The organism is Streptomyces rubradiris (assembly GCF_016860525.1).
Taxonomy (GTDB): domain Bacteria; phylum Actinomycetota; class Actinomycetes; order Streptomycetales; family Streptomycetaceae; genus Streptomyces; species Streptomyces rubradiris.
On the sequence record NZ_BNEA01000001.1, the window covers coordinates 1429776 to 1445580 of the forward strand.

The following is a 15805-nucleotide window of genomic DNA, read 5'->3' on the forward strand; positions in this document are numbered from 1 at the left end:
GGCCGCCGGAAGATCATCAAGGAGACACGAGAACCGTGACGGACATCGTCGACGAGCTGAAGTGGCGCGGGCTGTTCGCCCTGTCCACCGACGAGGACGCATTGCGCAAGGCGCTCGCGGACGGTCCCGTCACGTTCTATTGCGGTTTCGACCCGACGGCGCCCTCCCTGCACGTGGGGCACCTGGTGCAGGTGCTCACCGTGCGCCGGCTCCAGCAGGCCGGGCACCGTCCGCTGGCGCTCGTCGGCGGTGCCACGGGCCTGATCGGCGACCCGCGCCCGACGGCCGAGCGCACGCTGAACGACCCGGAGACGGTGGCCGGCTGGGTGGACCGGCTGCGCGCCCAGATCGAACCGTTCCTGTCCTTCGAGGGCGAGAACGCGGCGATCATGGTCAACAACCTGGACTGGACCGCGGGCCTGTCCGCGATCGAGTTCCTGCGGGACATCGGCAAGCACTTCCGCGTCAACAAGATGCTGACGAAGGACTCCGTGGCCCGCCGCCTGGAGTCCGACCAGGGCATCAGCTACACCGAGTTCAGCTACCAGATCCTCCAGGGCATGGACTTCCTCCAGCTCTACCGGCGCTACGGCTGCACGCTCCAGCAGGGCGGCAGCGACCAGTGGGGCAACCTCACGGCCGGGCTGGACCTGATCCACCGGCTGGAGCCGGACGCCTCGGTGCACGCCCTGGCCACCCCGCTGATGACCAAGGCGGACGGCACCAAGTTCGGCAAGACCGAGGGCGGCGCCGTCTGGCTCGACCCGGAGCTGACGACCCCGTACGCGTTCTACCAGTTCTGGCTGAACGTGGACGACCGGGACATCTCCCGGTACATGCGCATCCTGTCCTTCAAGTCCCGCGAGGAGCTGGAGGAGCTGGAGCGGCAGACCGAGGAGCGTCCGCAGGCCCGGGCGGCGCAGCGGGCGCTGGCCGAGGAGCTGACCACGCTGGTGCACGGCGCCGGCCAGACGGCCGCGGTGATCGCCGCGTCCAAGGCGCTGTTCGGCCAGGGCGAGCTGGCGGAGCTGGACGAGCGGACGCTGGCCGCGGCGCTGTCGGAGGTGCCGCACGCCCGGGTCTCGGAGCTGGCCCCGGTGGTCGACCTGCTCGCCGAGGTCGGCCTGGTGCCCAGCAAGTCCGCGGGCCGGCGGACGGTGAAGGAGGGCGGGGCCTACGTGAACAACGTCAAGGTCACCGCGGAGGACGCGGTGCCCGCCCGGGAGGACCTGCTCCACGGCCGGTGGCTGGTGCTGCGGCGCGGGAAGAAGAACCTGGCCGCGGTGGAGGTCGTCTCCGCGTGACGCCGTGCGGTGTGGGGGCGCGGGGGAACCCGCGCCCCCACACCCGGGCCCGCTGCCTGCCCTACGCCCGGGCCCGGTGCTTCCTCTTGCCCAGCGTCGCCATGTAGAGGGCGTCGACGGCCGCGACGATGATGATCGCCGCCACCAACTGGAAGATGTGCCGGCTCCAGTCGATGCCCTTGGTCTCCGCCACGCCGACCGCGCGGGCGACCGCGTTGCCCACGATGGCGCCGAGGATGCCGCAGATGGTGGTCAGCCAGAGTGGACTGTGCTGCTTGCCCGGAATGACCGCCTTGGCGATGATGCCCAGCACGAATCCCAAGATGATCGCCCACAACCAGCCCATGGCTGCCTCCTCGTACGGCTCGACGTGAGCATTACCGCCAGTGTGGGGCGGTGGGCCGTACGGCGCATGTCGGCTTACCCCGTACGCGCCGGGGCCGGGGGCGTCGCCGCAGGCAGGGGGCGACCCGGCCTCGATCGCGGCGCGGGGGCGGCGTAACGTGGGGGGTGGCCCGGCCGGGATTCCCGCCGGACGCGGACGAGGGTGCGGGCCGGGACGGGTCCGATGCGGGCGGATGGTGAATGGTGATGCGGAAACAGCACGGCGGTGGCGGCCAGGTGTTCCGGATCACCGGCGCGCGGACCGGACTCGCCGAGGACGTCCGGGGCCGACAGCGGCGGTATGTGATCTCGATGTCGGTCCGTACCGTGTCGGTGATCCTCGCGGCCTCGCTGTGGAACGTGGAGCGGTACGTCGCGATCGTGGCGCTCGTGCTCGGCGCGGTGCTGCCCTACATCGCCGTGGTGGTCGCCAACGCGGGCCGCGAACGGCCGCCGTCGCTGCCGTCGACGTTCGTCACCACGCCGCTGCGTCCGATGATCGCGGCCCCGCCGGCCGAGGACCAACGGGCGGAATCCGTACGGGACTCCGCGCCGCGCGACGTGCCGACGAACCAGGCGGCCGGGGCGGGCGGCGAGCGCCCGGACCCGGTCTGAGCACGGCGGACGCGGGGACCGCCGGGGCTGCCACCTGGGAGCTCAAGAAAACCTCAGATCAATCTAGCTGTTCCGGTCCCGGGCGACGGGGTTGCCGTGACATACTGCGTAGGCGCTCCGCATCCCCCGTCGGAGCGACGGACCGACGCCGGGCAGCTCCCCCCGTGGCTGCCCGGCGTCGCCTTGTTTTCCGCCCTTTCGTTTTCCGACCCTCGACGAGACGAACCGAGACGAAACCGTGAGTGACGTAACCCCGATCTGCTCGGCCAAGGGCTGCCGCACGGCCGCCGTGTGGGTGCTGGCGTGGAACAACCCCAAGGTCCACACGCCGGAGCGGCGCAAGACGTGGCTGGCCTGCGAGGAGCACCGCGAGCATCTGTCGCAGTTCCTCGGGGTGCGGGGGTTCCTGAAGGACGTCGTGCGGTTCGAGGAGTGGCGGGCCGCCGAGGAGGCCGGGGCGTAGCGCCGGGGCATCGCGCCCGGTTCAGCCGCCGATCGCCGACATGGGCCGGTCCGGCTGGACGAACGACGGGTCGTCCAGGCCCGCTCCGGCCTTCTTGCCCCACATCGCCAGCTTCCAGACGCGGGCGATCTCCTCGTCCGGGGCGCCCGAGCGCAGGGCCGCGCGCAGGTCGGTCTCCTCGGTGGCGAACAGGCAGGTGCGTATCTGGCCGTCGGCGGTCAGGCGGGTGCGGTCGCAGGCCGCGCAGAACGGCCGGGTCACCGAGGCGATCACGCCGACCCGGTGCGGGCCGCCGTCCACCAGCCAGCGCTCCGCGGGGGCGGAGCCGCGCGCGTCGGCGCCCTCGGGAGTGAGGTCGAAACGGGTGCGCAGGGAGGCGAGGATGTCCCCGGCGGTGACCATGCCCTCGCGCTTCCAGCCGTGCTGGGCGTCCAGCGGCATCTGCTCGATGAACCGCAGTTCGTAGTCGTGCTCGATCGCCCAGGCGAGCAGGTCCGGGGCCTCGTCGTCGTTCAGGCCCGGCATCAGGACCGAGTTGACCTTGACGGGGGTCAGGCCGGCCTCGCGGGCGGCGGCCAGGCCGTCCAGGACGTCCTGGTGGCGGTCGCGGCGGGTGAGGGTCTTGAAGACGTCCGGGCGGAGGGTGTCCAGGGAGACGTTGACCCGGTCGAGGCCCGCCGCCTTCAGGGCGGTCGCGGTGCGGACCAGGCCGATGCCGTTGGTGGTCAGGGACATCCGGGGGCGCGGGGCGAGGGCGGCGACGCGCTCCACGATGCCGACCAGGCCGGGGCGGAGCAGGGGCTCGCCGCCGGTGAAGCGGACTTCCTCGATGCCGAGGGTGCGCACCGCGATGTCGATGAGGCGGACGATCTCGTCGTCCGTGAGCAGGTCGGGCTTGGCCAGCCACTGCAGGCCCTCCTCGGGCATGCAGTAGGTGCAGCGCAGATTGCACCGGTCGGTCAGCGAGACGCGCAGGTCGGTAGCAACCCGGCCGTAGGTGTCGATGAGCACGTGGGCCCCTCCCTCTCCCGGTCACCCATTCTCGGTCGCGGATGCCCCGTCCGTCACCTGCGAGCGTACGTGACCCCGCTGACATCGACAGCGGCCCGATCCCACGAGGTACGGCGCGACCGCGTCGTAGGACCGTACAGTCCCGGCCGACGCGGTCGTCCCGCATGCCGCGTCAGTGGGCTCCGGTGCCGGTCAGGGACCGCACCTCCAGTTCCGCGTACTTCGCGGCGTCCGGGGTCTCCTTCGACAGCAGGGTGCCCACCACGCCGAGCAGGAAGCCGACCGGGATGGAGATGAGGCCGGGGTTCTCCAGGGGGAACCAGTGGAAGTCGACGCCGGGGAACATCGAGGTCGGCTTGCCGGAGACCACCGGGGAGAACAGCACCAGGCCGACCGCGGTGACCAGGCCGCCGTAGATCGACCACAGGGCGCCGGCGGTGGTGAACCGCTTCCAGAACAGGCTGTAGAGGATGGTCGGCAGGTTGGCGGAGGCGGCGACCGCGAAGGCGAGGGCGACCAGCCCGGCCACGTTCAGATCGCGGGCCAGGGCGCCGAGGACGATGGAGACCGCGCCGATGCCGACGGTCGCCCAGCGGGCCGCGCGCACCTCCTGCTGCTCGGTGGCCCGGCCCTTCTTGAGGACGTTGGCGTAGATGTCGTGCGCGAACGAGGACGACGAGGCCAGGGTGAGGCCGGCGACGACCGCGAGGATCGTGGCGAAGGCGACCGCGGAGATGGTGGCGAGCAGGATGGCTCCCCAGTTGGAGTCCACACCGCCCAGGTGCAGCGCGAGCAGCGGGGCGGCCGTGTTGCCCGCCTTGTTGGAGGCGATGATCTCGCCCGGTTTGATCAGCGCGGCGGCGCCGAAGCCGAGGGCGAGGGTCATCAGGTAGAAGACACCGATCAGGCCGATGGCCCACAGGACGGACTTGCGGGCGGCCTTGGCGGTGGGGACGGTGTAGAAGCGGATCAGGATGTGCGGCAGGCCGGCCGTGCCCAGGACCAGGGCGATGCCGAGGGAGAGGAAGTCCAGCTTGCTGGTGCCGGTGGCGCCGTACCGCAGGCCGGGCTCCAGGAAGGCGCTGCCCTTGCCGCTGTTGTCGGCGGCCCTGCCGAGCAGTTCGGAGATGTTGAAGTCGAACTTCAGCAGGACGAGGAAGGTCAGCAGCACGGCGCCGGCGATGAGCAGCACCGCCTTGACCATCTGGACCCAGGTGGTGCCCTTCATGCCGCCGATGGTGACGTACACGATCATCAGCAGGCCGACCAGGGCGACGATGCCGATCTTGCCGCCGTCGCTGGTGATGCCGAGGAGCAGGGAGACCAGCACGCCGGCGCCGGCCATCTGGGCCAGCAGGTAGAAGATCGACACGACGATGGTGGAGGTGCCGGCCGCGGTGCGCACGGGGCGCTGGCGCATGCGGTAGGCGAGTACGTCGCCCATCGTGTAGCGGCCCGAGTTGCGCAGCGGTTCGGCGACCAGCAGGAGGGCGACGAGCCAGGCGACGAGGAAGCCGATGGAGTACAGGAAGCCGTCGTAGCCGAAGAGGGCGATGGCGCCGGCGATGCCGAGGAAGGACGCGGCGGACATGTAGTCACCGGAGACGGCGAGGCCGTTCTGGAAGCCGGTGAACTGCCGTCCGCCCGCGTAGAAGTCGGCGGCGTCCTTGGTCTGCCGGCCCGCCCAGACGGTGATGACGAGGGTCGCGACGACGAACACCGCGAACAGGGTGATGATCAGCGTCCGGTGCTCGCTCGCCTCGCCGGCGGCCAGCAGCGTGTGCGGTACGGCGCTCATGCTCCGCCCTCCATCCGGGACTTGATGGCCTCGGCCCGGGGGTCGAGCCGGGTGGCGGCGCGGCGGGCGTACCACCAGGCGATCAGGAACGTGGTGAGGAACTGGGCGAGGCCCAGGACGAGGGCGACGTTGATGTGGCCGGCCACCTTGATGCCCATGAAGTCGCCCGCGTAGTTGGACAGCAGGACGTACAGCAGGTACCAGGCGGCGAAGGCGATCGTCAGGGGGAAGGCGAAGGAGCGGTGGGCGCGGCGCAGTTCACCGAACTCCGCGCTCTGCTGCACCTCGGTGAACTCCTCGGCGGAGGGAAGGCGGGTCGGGGTCTGCGCGGGTGGCGGTGTCTCGGTAGCCACGGAGTCTCCTCGCGTCACGGACGTGCGCTTGTTCATCTCACAGGGACGGGACCACATTACAAGGAGTCATCACTCGACTCCATCGGGTGATTCCCGTAGGGGGCCTGACCTTTCGGCCCTCCCGTCCACGGTCACGGCGCCGCCCGGGGAGCGGTTCAAGTCCCCCTGGGCCTTTCGGGGATCAGCGCCGGGGGATAGCTTCGGCCCAGCACCGTCTCGTCATGTACCTGCCCGGACCGTCACCGTGTTCCGGGCGGTTCCGTATCCGGATGATGTGGAGATCCCATGGCTCATCTGTGCTCCAGACGCCGACTGGCGCTCGCCGTACCGGCCGTGCTGTCGCTGACCGCCACGCTCGGCTTCCTGCCGTCGGCGGCCTCCGCGGCGGCCCCGACGGCCCCGGCGGCGACGGCGGAGCGGGCGGCGGACGGCCCCACCCTGTCGTACGTGGTGAACACGCGGACGGACCGTTCCACGATCGAGTCGGTGCGGCGGGAGATCGCCCGCAACGGCGGTACAGTCGTGGCGAGTTACGACCGGATCGGGGTGATCGTGGCGCACTCGGCGAACCCCGGGTTCGCCCAGGCGGTCCGTGCCGTGCGCGGTGTCGCCTCGGCGGGGGCCACGCGCAACGCGCCGCTGCCCGCCCAGTCCACCACCGACGTGGGCACGCCGAAGGCGCTGAGCGCGGCGGAGGCCGCCGGTGTCCGGGCCGCCGCCGGCCAGGACCCGCTGGAGCCCCTCCAGTGGGACCTGCCGGCCATCAAGGCGGACAAGGCGCACGAGAAGACCCTGGGCAGCCCGGACGTCACGGTCGCCGTCATCGACACGGGCGTCGACGACACCCACCCGGACATCGCGCCCAACTTCGACCGGGCGGCCTCCGTCAACTGCGTGTCGGGCAAGCCGGACACGACGGACGGCGCCTGGCGGCCGGGCGCCTCGGAGAGCCCGCACGGCACGCACGTGGCCGGTGAGATCGCGGCGGCGAAGAACGGCGTGGGGATGACGGGCGTGGCGCCGGGGGTGAAGGTCGCCGGCATCAAGGTGTCCACCCCGGGCGGCTACTTCTACACCGAGGCCGTGGTCTGCGGCTTCGTATGGGCGGCCGAACACCACGTCGACGTGACCAACAACAGCTATTACACCGACCCGTGGTACTTCAACTGCACCACCGACCCGGACCAGAAGGCGCTCGTGGACGCCATCACCCGGGCCACGCGCTACGCGGAGGGCAAGGGCACGGTCAACGTCGCGGCGGCGGGCAACGAGAACTACGACCTCGCGTCCCACGCGATCACCGACGAGGACTCGCCGAACGACGGCACCCCGTCGGACCGGGTGATCGACCCGCACGAGTGCTTTGACATACCGACCCAGCTGCCGGGTGTCGTCACGACCGCGGCGACCGGCGCCAAGGGGCTGAAGTCGTCCTTCTCCAACTACGGTCTCGGCGTGGCCGACATCGCCGCGCCCGGCGGCGACTACTACCAGCCGCCGCAGGCCCCGGCGACCAGCGGCCTCATCCTGGGCACGCTGCCGGGCGGCAAGTGGGGCTACATGGCCGGAACGTCCATGGCGACCCCGCACGTCGCCGGTGTCGCCGCATTGATCAAGTCAACCCACCCGCACGCCCCGGCGGCCGCCGTGAAGGCGCTGCTGTACGCGGAGGCCACCGCCACGCCCTGCACCGACCCGTACGACATCGACGGTGACGGCAAGGTGGACGCGGTGTGCGAGGGGACGAAGAACCGCAACGGCTTCTACGGCTGGGGCGTGGCGGACGCGCTGGCCGCGGTGACCAGGTAGACGCCGCCCGGAGGTACCTGTGGGCTCCACGCAGCATATTGATTGAATCAATAATGCATAGTGCAGTCATGACTGCACTCATGTACGCGTGGTCCGCGCTGGGCGGCGATCCCGCCCGGCTCTCCCGGCTCACCGCCGTCCCGCGGGAGGGCGTGCTCACGGCGCGCCTTCCCGTGCGGGAGCTGGCCCGGGCGTGCGTCGGCGCCTGCGGGCTGGCCGCGGCGGAGCTGGCGGCCCGCCGGGCCGGGCTCGCCGAGGTCCCGGACGTCCGGGTCGACGACGGCGCGGTGGCGGCGGCCTTCCACAGCGAGCGGCTGCTGCGGGTGGACGGCCGGGCGCCGGTCTCCTTCGCGCCCCTGTCCCGGTTCTGGCGGACGGCCGACGGCTGGGTGCGCACGCACGCCAACTACCCGCACCACCGGGCCCGGCTGCTCGGCGCGCTGGGGCTGCCCGAGGACGCCCCGGCGGAGCGGGTCGCCGGGCTGCTCGCCGGGCGCGCGGCCGTGGAGGTGGAGGAGACCGTCGGCGGCGCGGGCGGTCTCGCCGTGGCCCTGCGCACGCCGGAGCGGTGGCGGGCCCACGAGCAGGCGGCCGAGGTCGCCGCGCGCCCGCTGGTCGAGCGCGAGCGGCTGGACACGGCGCCCCCGCGCAAGTTCCCGCCGCTCGACCCGGACGCCGCCGCCGTCCTGCCCGCCGCCGGACTGCGCGTCCTGGACCTGACCCGGGTCCTGGCCGGCCCGGTCGCCACCCGCACCCTCGCCCTGCTCGGCGCGGACGTGCTGCGCCTGGACGCCCCCTGGCTGCCGGAACTGCCGGACCAGCACGCCGACACGGGCTTCGGCAAGCGGTCCGCCACGCTGGACCTCGGCGCCGACCGGGATGTCCTGGAGGACCTGCTGAGCACGGCGGACGTCGTGGTGACCGGCTACCGGCCGGGCGCCCTGGACCGGTTCGGGCTCTGCCCCGAGGCGCTGAGCGCGCGTCACCCCGGCCTGGTCGTGGCGCAGGTGTCGGCCTGGGGCGCGTACGGGCCCTGGCACGGGCGGCGCGGCTTCGACAGCCTGGTGCAGGTCGCCACCGGCATCGCGGTCACCGAGGGCACGGCCGGTGAACCCGGCGCGCTGCCCGCGCAGGCCCTGGACCACGGCACCGGCTATCTGCTGGCGGCGGCCGTGCTGCGGGAGCTGACCGAGCAGTCGTACGACGGCGGGAGCCGGCTGGTGCGGCTCGCGCTGGCCCGGACCGCGCACTGGCTGACCTCCGGCATCCGCCCGGAACCGGCCGGCGGGGAGCCGTACCCGGGCCCGGACGCCTGGCTGGCGGAGACCGGCGGCGCGCTCGGCCGGCTGCGGTACGCCCGCCCGGCCGTGTCCTTCACGGGCGGCCCCGCCGACTGGGCCCGGCCCCCGGTGCCGTGGGGCTCGTCCCCGGCCTGCTGGACCGCCGCCACGGTCGCCCGCGGGTGACGGACGCGGTCAACGGTGATGTGATCAATGATGACGCCGTCAAGGATCGACGCGCTCAACGGTCGACGCGCTCAACGGTCGATGCGGTCGCTCGGTGTAGTCACGGTCACCGGTCGACACGGTCAACAGTCGTGGGTGACCAGTGCCTTCAGGGCGGTGCGCTCTCGGGTGACGGGCGCACCGCACGGTACGTCGTGCCCGCGGCGGTCGGCGCGGCCAGGCTCCCGCCGCGCTCACACCCCGGCCGCCCCCAGCAGGCTGCCCGCCGCGTAGGTCACCGCCATCGCCAGTGCCCCGCCGGCCACGTTGCGCGGGATCGCGCGCCGGGGGTCGGCCGCGCCGAGCCGGGCGCTGCTCCAGCCGGTGAGGACCAGGGCGGCGAGGACGCAGCACACGGTGACGGGGAGCCGCGCGCCGGCCGGGGGCAGCACGATGGCCAGCAGCGGGAGCAACGCGCCGACGGTGAAGGCCAGGAAGCTCGCCCAGGCCGCGTGCCAGGGGTTGGTCAGCTCGTCGGGGTCGATGCCCAGCTCCACGCGCGCGTGGGCCCTCAGCGCGTCCCGCGCGGTGAGCTGTTCGGCGGCCTCGCGGGCCACCTCCCGGGACAGGCCGCGCGAGGCCAGCAGGTCGGTCAGCTCCCGCAGTTCGGCCTCCGGCTGGTCGCGCAACTCCCGTCGCTCCACGGCCAGCGCGGCCATCTCGGAGTCGCGCTGGGTGGAGACGGAGACGTATTCGCCGGCCGCCATGGACATCGAGCCGGCGAGCAGGCCGGCCAGTCCGGCGGTGAGCAGGGCGGAGCGGCTCTCGGTGGCGCCGGCCACGCCGACGACCAGGCCGGCGGTGGAGACGATGCCGTCGTTCGCGCCCAGCACGGCGGCCCGCAGCCAGTTCAGCCGGGAGCCGAGGGCGCCGCCGTGGGCCTCGTCGTGGGTGGGTTCCGTCACAGCAGGGAGGATCCCACCGCGAGACTCCGGGCCACCGCACCGACGCTCCCCCGCCGCCGTACCAGCTCCGCCGTCCCTCCGTCACCACACGCGAACCGACGCCCCCGTGCGCACACTGGGCCGGTCACGTCGGGCGGTGGTCGCTCCAGGGGCTCGGCGACCTCCGTGCGCGGTTCGCCGGCGCAGGCGCCCCGGAGGGCCTCGCGGGCGCAGGGCTGGGTGCCCCCGGCGTGCGGGTGGTCGCCGCTGCGGAACCGCCGGGCCATCGCGAGCCCGGTCCCGCTCGCCGCCCCGGTGACGACGGCGGCCCGTCCCGCCCGGAGGTCCGTCAGCGGCCCCCGGTCGCGGCTGGCGGCGCGTCGAGGGCCTGGAACGGCTCGTCGTAGCGCTGGTGCAGGAAGGGCAGCAGGGCGCGCGGGTCGACACGTTCGACCACCCGGCCGCGCTGGTCGCCGGTCTTCTCCCCGATGGTGATCTCCACCAGGCGCAGGACCGGGAAGTCGGCGACGGGGTCGTACACCGACTCGCGCAGGACGACGTCTCCGGTGACCCGTTCCAGCCGGCGCACCTTCTCGTCGCGTACGCAGTGCACGAGCAGGGGGTCGCCGTCGAAGCCCCGGCCGTTCACCGCGGGCAGGAACTTGAAGCAGAAGTCGGTCCGGCGGACGGGGCCGGGCAGCGGCAGCGGGCCGCTCACCGCGCCGCGCACCTCCACGAAGGCGATGCCGTGCCGGGCCATCGACGCGCGGACGACGAGCCCGTCCCGCTCGACGGTGACCGCGCCGAGCTTCTTGGGCTCCCCGAACACCTCGCGCCCGCCGGACAGGTCCCGCTCCCGGGTCATCGGCATCACGAGCGGGTACCAGCCGCGGACCGGGCCGTGGGCCGCCGCGACCGCGAAGGAACCCGCGCCGAGCGGCTGTCCGCGCAGGTCGGCCCTGCTGATGGCGGCCCGCACCAGCGGCCGTGCGGTGGGCTTCAGCGGGCGCGGCAGGACCGCCGCGACCGCGTCCGGGTCGGTCTCCCAGACGGCCACCACCCCGGTGGACCACAGGCCGGAGAGCCGTGCGCCCGCGGTGCGCGTGGCGGCGTTCTCCCGCTCGGTCCGCGCGCCGTACCGTACGCGTGCCATACCGTACCGCCCTTCGTCGGGACACCTGACGCGCCGTCACCTGTAACACAGTTACAGCAGTCCCGGGGCCGGGTAAACAGGCGCGCGGCGAGGGGAGTTGGCTGTCACGGCGAGCCGGACAGGGGCACGCGCGCGTGCGGGGAGCGGGCCTCCTGAGTCAGTGCGAGGGCCGGATTCAGGCGGGGGCACGCGCGCGTGCGGGGAGCGGGCCGAATCGCCAGGCGCCCCCACCGGAGCCAGGCGAGGGGACGCGCGCGTGCGGGAAGCGGGCGCCGGTCGGCGGGTGCGGGGCGACGCCGATGCCGGCACGCGCGCGTGCGTGGGGGAAGCGGGCGGGCGGTCGGGCCGGGGGCTCGGGTGCCGGACCTGGGGGACGGTGTTGTCAGTGGCGGCCCGTATCCTCAGTGACCATGCTCGAAGACCGTGCGACCGCAGCGCCCTCCGCCACCCCGTGGCCGGCCGCGTATCCGAAGGGATACGCGGTCGTTGACGTGGAGACCACCGGACTGGCCCGGGACGACCGGATCATCTCGGCGGCCGTGTACCGGCTGGACGCGCGCGGCGAGGTCGAGGACCACTGGTACACGCTGGTCAACCCGGAGCGCGATCCGGGTCCCGTGTGGATACACGGTCTGACGAGCGAGATGCTCGCCGGCGCGCCGCTGTTCGCGGAGGTCGCCGAGGAGTTCGCGGCCCGGCTGGACGGCCGGGTGCTGGTCGCGCACAACGCGGTCTTCGACTGGCAGATGATCGCGCGGGAGTACGCGCGCGTGCGGCGCGAGGCGCCGGTGCGGCAACGGCTGTGCACCATCGCGCTGTCGAAGGAGCTGGGGCTGCCGCTGCCCAACTTCAAGCTGGAGTCGCTGGCGGCGCACTTCGGGGTGGTACAGCAGCGGGCGCACCACGCGCTGGACGACGCGCGCGTGCTGGCGGAGGCGTTCCGGCCCAGCCTGCGGGCCGCGGCGGCGGGCGGGGTGCGGCTGCCGCTGCTGGAGTGCCGGCCGCTGACGGAGTGGTCGGACCGGCCGGTGCCCCGGCAGGCGACGGGCGGCTACGGCGGCTATCGGGCGGCGAGTTGGCGCCCCTCCCGCAAAAGGCCCGCATGCCCTTATCCCAACCCAGGACGCTACGAAGACGGCAAAAGGCTCAAACAGGGCATGCGGGTCGCCTTCTCGGGTGACACCTCGACGGAGCGCGAGCTGCTGGAGGACCGCGCCACGGAGGCCGGGCTGCACGTGGCCACCAGCATCTCCCGGCTGACCAGCCTGTTGGTGACGAACGACCCCGACTCGGGCACGTCCAAGACGGTCAAGGCCCGGCAGTTCGGCACGCCGATCGTGGACGAGGCCGCGTTCGGCCAGCTGCTGCGGGACGTGGAGCCGGCCGACGAGTAGCCACGAGCACCCCCGCGCGGATCATCGTACGAACGGGTGATTGCCCCACGACTCACCCGGTACCGGCTCGCCGGGGGATCGGCGACGGCTCACCCTGTGGCGCATGGCGACATGCGAAGTTTGCGGCAATGACTACGGAATGACCTTCGAAGTGCACGCACAAGGCGCCGTGCATGTATTCGACTGCTTCTCCTGTGCGATCCACCGCATGGCCCCGATCTGCGAACACTGCCGGGTGCAGATCATCGGCCAGGGCGTGGAGGTGGAGGGCCACTGGTTCTGCGGCGCGCACTGCGCCCGGGCCGAGGGGAGGGCCGGCATCGTCGACCGGGTCTGACCCGGTACCCGCCTGAACGCACCCCACGGCGCGGAGGTACCGTCGTGGGGTGCACCGCTACCGCTTCCTGCTGTCCCGCCAGTGGGTGATCCTCACGCTCGTCGCGATCGCGCTGATCCCTACGATGATCCGGCTGGGCTTCTGGCAGCAGCACCGCTACGAGCAGCGCACCGCGCGCAACGACCTGGTCTCCGCCGCGCTGCGCGCCGACCCGGTCCCGGTGGAGCGGCTCACCTCCCCCGGACACACGGTGACCCGCGCCGAGAAGTACCGCACGGTCACCGCGACCGGCACCTTCGACACCGCCAAGGAGGTCGTGGTCCGCCGCCGTACCAACTCGGACGGCAAGGTCGGCTTCCACGTCCTCACGCCCTTCGTCCTGGACGACGGAAAGGTGCTGCTCGTCAACCGGGGCTGGATTCCCGCGAACGGCGCGCAGACCGACTTCCCCGAGGTGCCCGCGCCGCCGGCCGGGCGGATCACCGTCACCGGACGGCTGATGTCCGACGAGACGACCGCCGCGAGCGGCATCAAGAACGTCAAGGGCCTGCCCGACCGGCAGATCATGCTGATCAACAGCGAGGAGGAGGCGCGGCGGCTGGGCGCCCGGGTGCTCGGCGGCTACATCCAGCAGATCGCGCCGCAGGCGAAGGACGGTTCCCCGGAGCAGATCTCCGACCCGGGCAACGAGGACGCCCCGCTGAACTACGCGTACATGATCCAGTGGTGGCTGTTCGCGGCGGCCGTCCCGGTCGGCTGGTGGTTCCTGGTCCGGCGCGAGCTGCGGGACCGGGAGGAGGCCGCCGCGGCGGAGCGGCGAACCGAGGAGGCGGAACCGGCGTCGGTCTGATCCCGGCCCCGTCCCGCACACGGCACCCGCAGCGGCACGCCCCCTCTCCGCGGCCCTGTCCGGCGACCGGCCGGCTCCGTCCCCGCCCCGGTGGCCGGCTCACTCCCCCGGCCGACCGCCTGGTTGGCCCTCCGGTCCGCCGGGAAACCGCATCCCGTGAACGCGCGCATCGAGGACTACGCCCTCATCGGGGACGAGCAGACCGCGGCCCTGGTCGGCAAGGACGGCTCGATCGACTGGCTGTGCCTGCCGCGCTTCGACTCCGGCGCCTGCTTCGCCCGGCTGCTGGGCGACGAGGACCACGGCCACTGGCGGATCGCGCCCGAGGGGGCGGACCGCTGCACCCGCCGCGCCTACCGGCCCGACACCCTCGTCCTGGACACCGAGTGGGAGACCGCGGACGGAGCGGTACGCGTCACCGACCTGATGCCGCAGCGCGAGCGCGCCCCCGACGTCGTACGGATCGTGGAGGGCCTCAGCGGCCGGGTCACCGTCCGCAGCACGCTGCGCCTGCGCTTCGACTACGGCTCGATCACACCGTGGGTGCGCCGCGCGGACGGCCACCGGGTGGCCATCGCCGGGCCGGACTCCGCCTGGCTGCGCGCCGAGCCGGCCGTACCCACCTGGGGCGAGGAGTACGGCACCCACTCGGAGTTCACCGTCGCCGCGGGCGAGCGGGTCGCGTTCGTGCTCACCTGGCACCCCTCGCACGAGAAACGCCCGCCGCTCATCGACCCGTACGAGGCGCTGGAGAGCAGCGTCGCCGACTGGCGGTGCTGGGCCGGGCGGTGCCGCTACGACGGGCCGTACCGGGAGGCGGTGGTGCGTTCCCTCATCACCCTCAAGGCCCTCACCTACGCCCCGACCGGCGGGATCGTCGCCGCGCCGACCACCTCGCTGCCCGAGAAGCCGGGCGGCGTGCGCAACTGGGACTACCGCTACTGCTGGCTGCGCGACTCCACCCTCACCCTCGGCGCGCTGCTCACCGCCGGCTACCAGGAGGAGGCCGAGGCCTGGCGGGACTGGCTGCTGCGCGCGGTGGCCGGCAACCCGGCCGATCTGCAGATCATGTACGGCGTGGCCGGCGAGCGACGGCTGCGGGAGACGGAACTGCCCTGGCTGCCCGGCTTCGCCGGCTCCGCCCCCGTGCGCACCGGCAACGACGCCGTCGACCAGCTCCAGCTGGACGTGTACGGCGAGGTGATGGACTCCCTGTCGCTGGCCCGCGCCTCGGGCCTGCCCACCAAGCCGCACATGTGGGCCATGCAGCGCTCGCTGATGAGGTTCCTGGGGTCGGCGTGGCGGCGGCCGGACGAGGGCCTGTGGGAGGTGCGCGGCGGCCGGCGGCAGTTCGTGCACTCCAAGGTGATGGTGTGGGTGGCCGCCGACCGGGCCGTCAAGACGCTGGAGCGGCACCACGAGCTGAGCGGCGACCTGGCGGACTGGCGCCGGCTGCGCGACGAGGTCCACCGGGAGGTGTGCGAGAAGGGCTACGACAAGGAACGCAACACCTTCACCCAGTACTACGGCTCCCGGGAACTGGACGCCGCGCTGCTGCTCATCCCCCGCGTGGGCTTCCTGCCGCCGGACGACCCCCGGGTGGTCGGCACGGTCGACGCCATCCGCGACGACCTCGGGCACCGCGGCTTCCTGCGCCGCTACGACACCGAGGACTCGGTGATCGACGGGCTGCCGGGCGGCGAGGGCGCCTTCCTCGCCTGCTCCTTCTGGCTGGCCGACGCCCTGCACATGACGGGCCGATCCCAGGAGGCCCGCGAACTGTTCGACCGGCTGGTGGGCCTGTGCAACGACGTGGGTCTGCTGGCCGAGGAGTACGACCCCGTCGACGGCTGCCAGCTGGGCAACTTCCCGCAGGCGTTCAGCCATGTCGGCCTGGTGAACACGGCGCTCACGCTCTTCGGGGAGGACGGGGCAGGATAGGGCC

Annotated in this window: 15 protein-coding genes; 9 read left to right on the forward strand and 6 right to left on the reverse strand. The window is 73.0% G+C overall.

What is annotated here, in order from left to right:
- Positions 1–35 precede the first annotated feature (35 nt).
- Entirely contained in the window at positions 36–1304 is a 1269-nt protein-coding gene (gene tyrS / locus Srubr_RS06665) for a tyrosine--tRNA ligase (protein WP_189998074.1), read from the forward strand.
- A 61-nt stretch (positions 1305–1365) separates the two neighbouring features.
- Here tyrS and Srubr_RS06670 read toward each other — a convergent pair whose 3' ends face one another.
- Positions 1366–1650, reverse strand: coding sequence for a GlsB/YeaQ/YmgE family stress response membrane protein (locus Srubr_RS06670; RefSeq protein WP_189998075.1), 285 nt, complete (start codon positions 1648–1650; stop codon positions 1366–1368).
- A gap of 245 nt (positions 1651–1895) precedes the next feature.
- Between Srubr_RS06670 and Srubr_RS06675 the strand changes: the two genes are divergently transcribed.
- The gene (locus tag Srubr_RS06675; RefSeq protein WP_189998076.1) at positions 1896–2303 is read left to right on the forward strand and encodes a DUF3099 domain-containing protein; all 408 of its coding nucleotides are present in this window, start codon (positions 1896–1898) and stop codon (positions 2301–2303) included.
- Positions 2304–2541: 238 nt separating this feature from the next.
- The gene (locus Srubr_RS06680) at positions 2542–2766 is read left to right on the forward strand and encodes a hypothetical protein (protein WP_189998077.1); all 225 of its coding nucleotides are present in this window, start codon (positions 2542–2544) and stop codon (positions 2764–2766) included.
- A 21-nt stretch (positions 2767–2787) separates the two neighbouring features.
- Here the strand turns inward: Srubr_RS06680 and moaA are convergent, their stop codons facing one another.
- The 3 genes from moaA to Srubr_RS06695 form a co-directional block, all read right to left on the reverse strand.
- Entirely contained in the window at positions 2788–3777 is a 990-nt protein-coding gene (gene moaA / locus Srubr_RS06685; protein WP_189998078.1) for a GTP 3',8-cyclase MoaA, read from the reverse strand.
- A gap of 172 nt (positions 3778–3949) precedes the next feature.
- Complete coding sequence (locus Srubr_RS06690; RefSeq protein ID WP_189998079.1) at positions 3950–5575, reverse strand: solute symporter family protein; 1626 nt, start codon at positions 5573–5575, stop codon at positions 3950–3952.
- On the reverse strand, positions 5572–5928 hold the full coding sequence (locus Srubr_RS06695) for a DUF485 domain-containing protein (protein WP_189998080.1): 357 nt from the start codon (positions 5926–5928) through the stop codon (positions 5572–5574). Before Srubr_RS06695 ends, Srubr_RS06690 begins: the two co-directional genes overlap by 4 nt.
- 285 nt (positions 5929–6213) lie before the next feature.
- On the opposite strand from Srubr_RS06695, the gene Srubr_RS06700 reads away from it, so the two are divergent.
- Positions 6214–7737 (forward strand): S8 family peptidase, encoded by a 1524-nt coding sequence (locus Srubr_RS06700; protein WP_189998081.1) that lies wholly within the window; start codon positions 6214–6216, stop codon positions 7735–7737.
- Between the two features lie 68 nt (positions 7738–7805).
- A complete protein-coding gene (locus Srubr_RS06705) occupies positions 7806–9203 on the forward strand; it encodes a CoA transferase (RefSeq protein ID WP_189998082.1) in 1398 nt (465 codons plus the stop codon).
- A gap of 233 nt (positions 9204–9436) precedes the next feature.
- Here the strand turns inward: Srubr_RS06705 and Srubr_RS06710 are convergent, their stop codons facing one another.
- Positions 9437–10147: a VIT1/CCC1 transporter family protein gene (locus tag Srubr_RS06710; RefSeq protein ID WP_189998083.1), complete on the reverse strand. Its 711-nt coding sequence runs from the start codon at positions 10145–10147 to the stop codon at positions 9437–9439.
- A gap of 328 nt (positions 10148–10475) precedes the next feature.
- Positions 10476–11279: an acetoacetate decarboxylase family protein gene (locus Srubr_RS06715; protein ID WP_189998084.1), complete on the reverse strand. Its 804-nt coding sequence runs from the start codon at positions 11277–11279 to the stop codon at positions 10476–10478.
- A 410-nt stretch (positions 11280–11689) separates the two neighbouring features.
- Between Srubr_RS06715 and Srubr_RS06720 the strand changes: the two genes are divergently transcribed.
- From Srubr_RS06720 to Srubr_RS06735, 4 genes are all read left to right on the forward strand, one after another.
- Entirely contained in the window at positions 11690–12673 is a 984-nt protein-coding gene (locus Srubr_RS06720) for a DEDDh family exonuclease (protein WP_189998085.1), read from the forward strand.
- A gap of 103 nt (positions 12674–12776) precedes the next feature.
- Entirely contained in the window at positions 12777–13010 is a 234-nt protein-coding gene (locus tag Srubr_RS06725) for a hypothetical protein (protein ID WP_078637757.1), read from the forward strand.
- A 49-nt stretch (positions 13011–13059) separates the two neighbouring features.
- Positions 13060–13860: an SURF1 family cytochrome oxidase biogenesis protein gene (locus Srubr_RS06730; protein WP_189998086.1), complete on the forward strand. Its 801-nt coding sequence runs from the start codon at positions 13060–13062 to the stop codon at positions 13858–13860.
- 156 nt (positions 13861–14016) lie between these two features.
- A complete protein-coding gene (locus Srubr_RS06735; protein WP_189998087.1) occupies positions 14017–15801 on the forward strand; it encodes a glycoside hydrolase family 15 protein in 1785 nt (594 codons plus the stop codon).
- Positions 15802–15805 lie beyond the last annotated feature (4 nt).

What these genes read in the sequence shown, in the direction of transcription:
- Srubr_RS06670 (WP_189998075.1), bottom strand. Translation starts at nt 1,650, where the DNA reads ATGGGCTGGTTGTGGGCGATCATCTTGGGATTCGTGCTGGGCATCATC.
- Srubr_RS06675 (WP_189998076.1), top strand. Translation starts at nt 1,896, where the DNA reads ATGCGGAAACAGCACGGCGGTGGCGGCCAGGTGTTCCGGATCACCGGC.
- Srubr_RS06690 (WP_189998079.1), bottom strand. Translation starts at nt 5,575, where the DNA reads ATGAGCGCCGTACCGCACACGCTGCTGGCCGCCGGCGAGGCGAGCGAG.
- Srubr_RS06700 (WP_189998081.1), top strand. Translation starts at nt 6,214, where the DNA reads ATGGCTCATCTGTGCTCCAGACGCCGACTGGCGCTCGCCGTACCGGCC.
- Srubr_RS06705 (WP_189998082.1), top strand. Translation starts at nt 7,806, where the DNA reads ATGACTGCACTCATGTACGCGTGGTCCGCGCTGGGCGGCGATCCCGCC.
- Srubr_RS06715 (WP_189998084.1), bottom strand. Translation starts at nt 11,279, where the DNA reads ATGGCACGCGTACGGTACGGCGCGCGGACCGAGCGGGAGAACGCCGCC.
- Srubr_RS06720 (WP_189998085.1), top strand. Translation starts at nt 11,690, where the DNA reads ATGCTCGAAGACCGTGCGACCGCAGCGCCCTCCGCCACCCCGTGGCCG.
- Srubr_RS06725 (WP_078637757.1), top strand. Translation starts at nt 12,777, where the DNA reads ATGGCGACATGCGAAGTTTGCGGCAATGACTACGGAATGACCTTCGAA.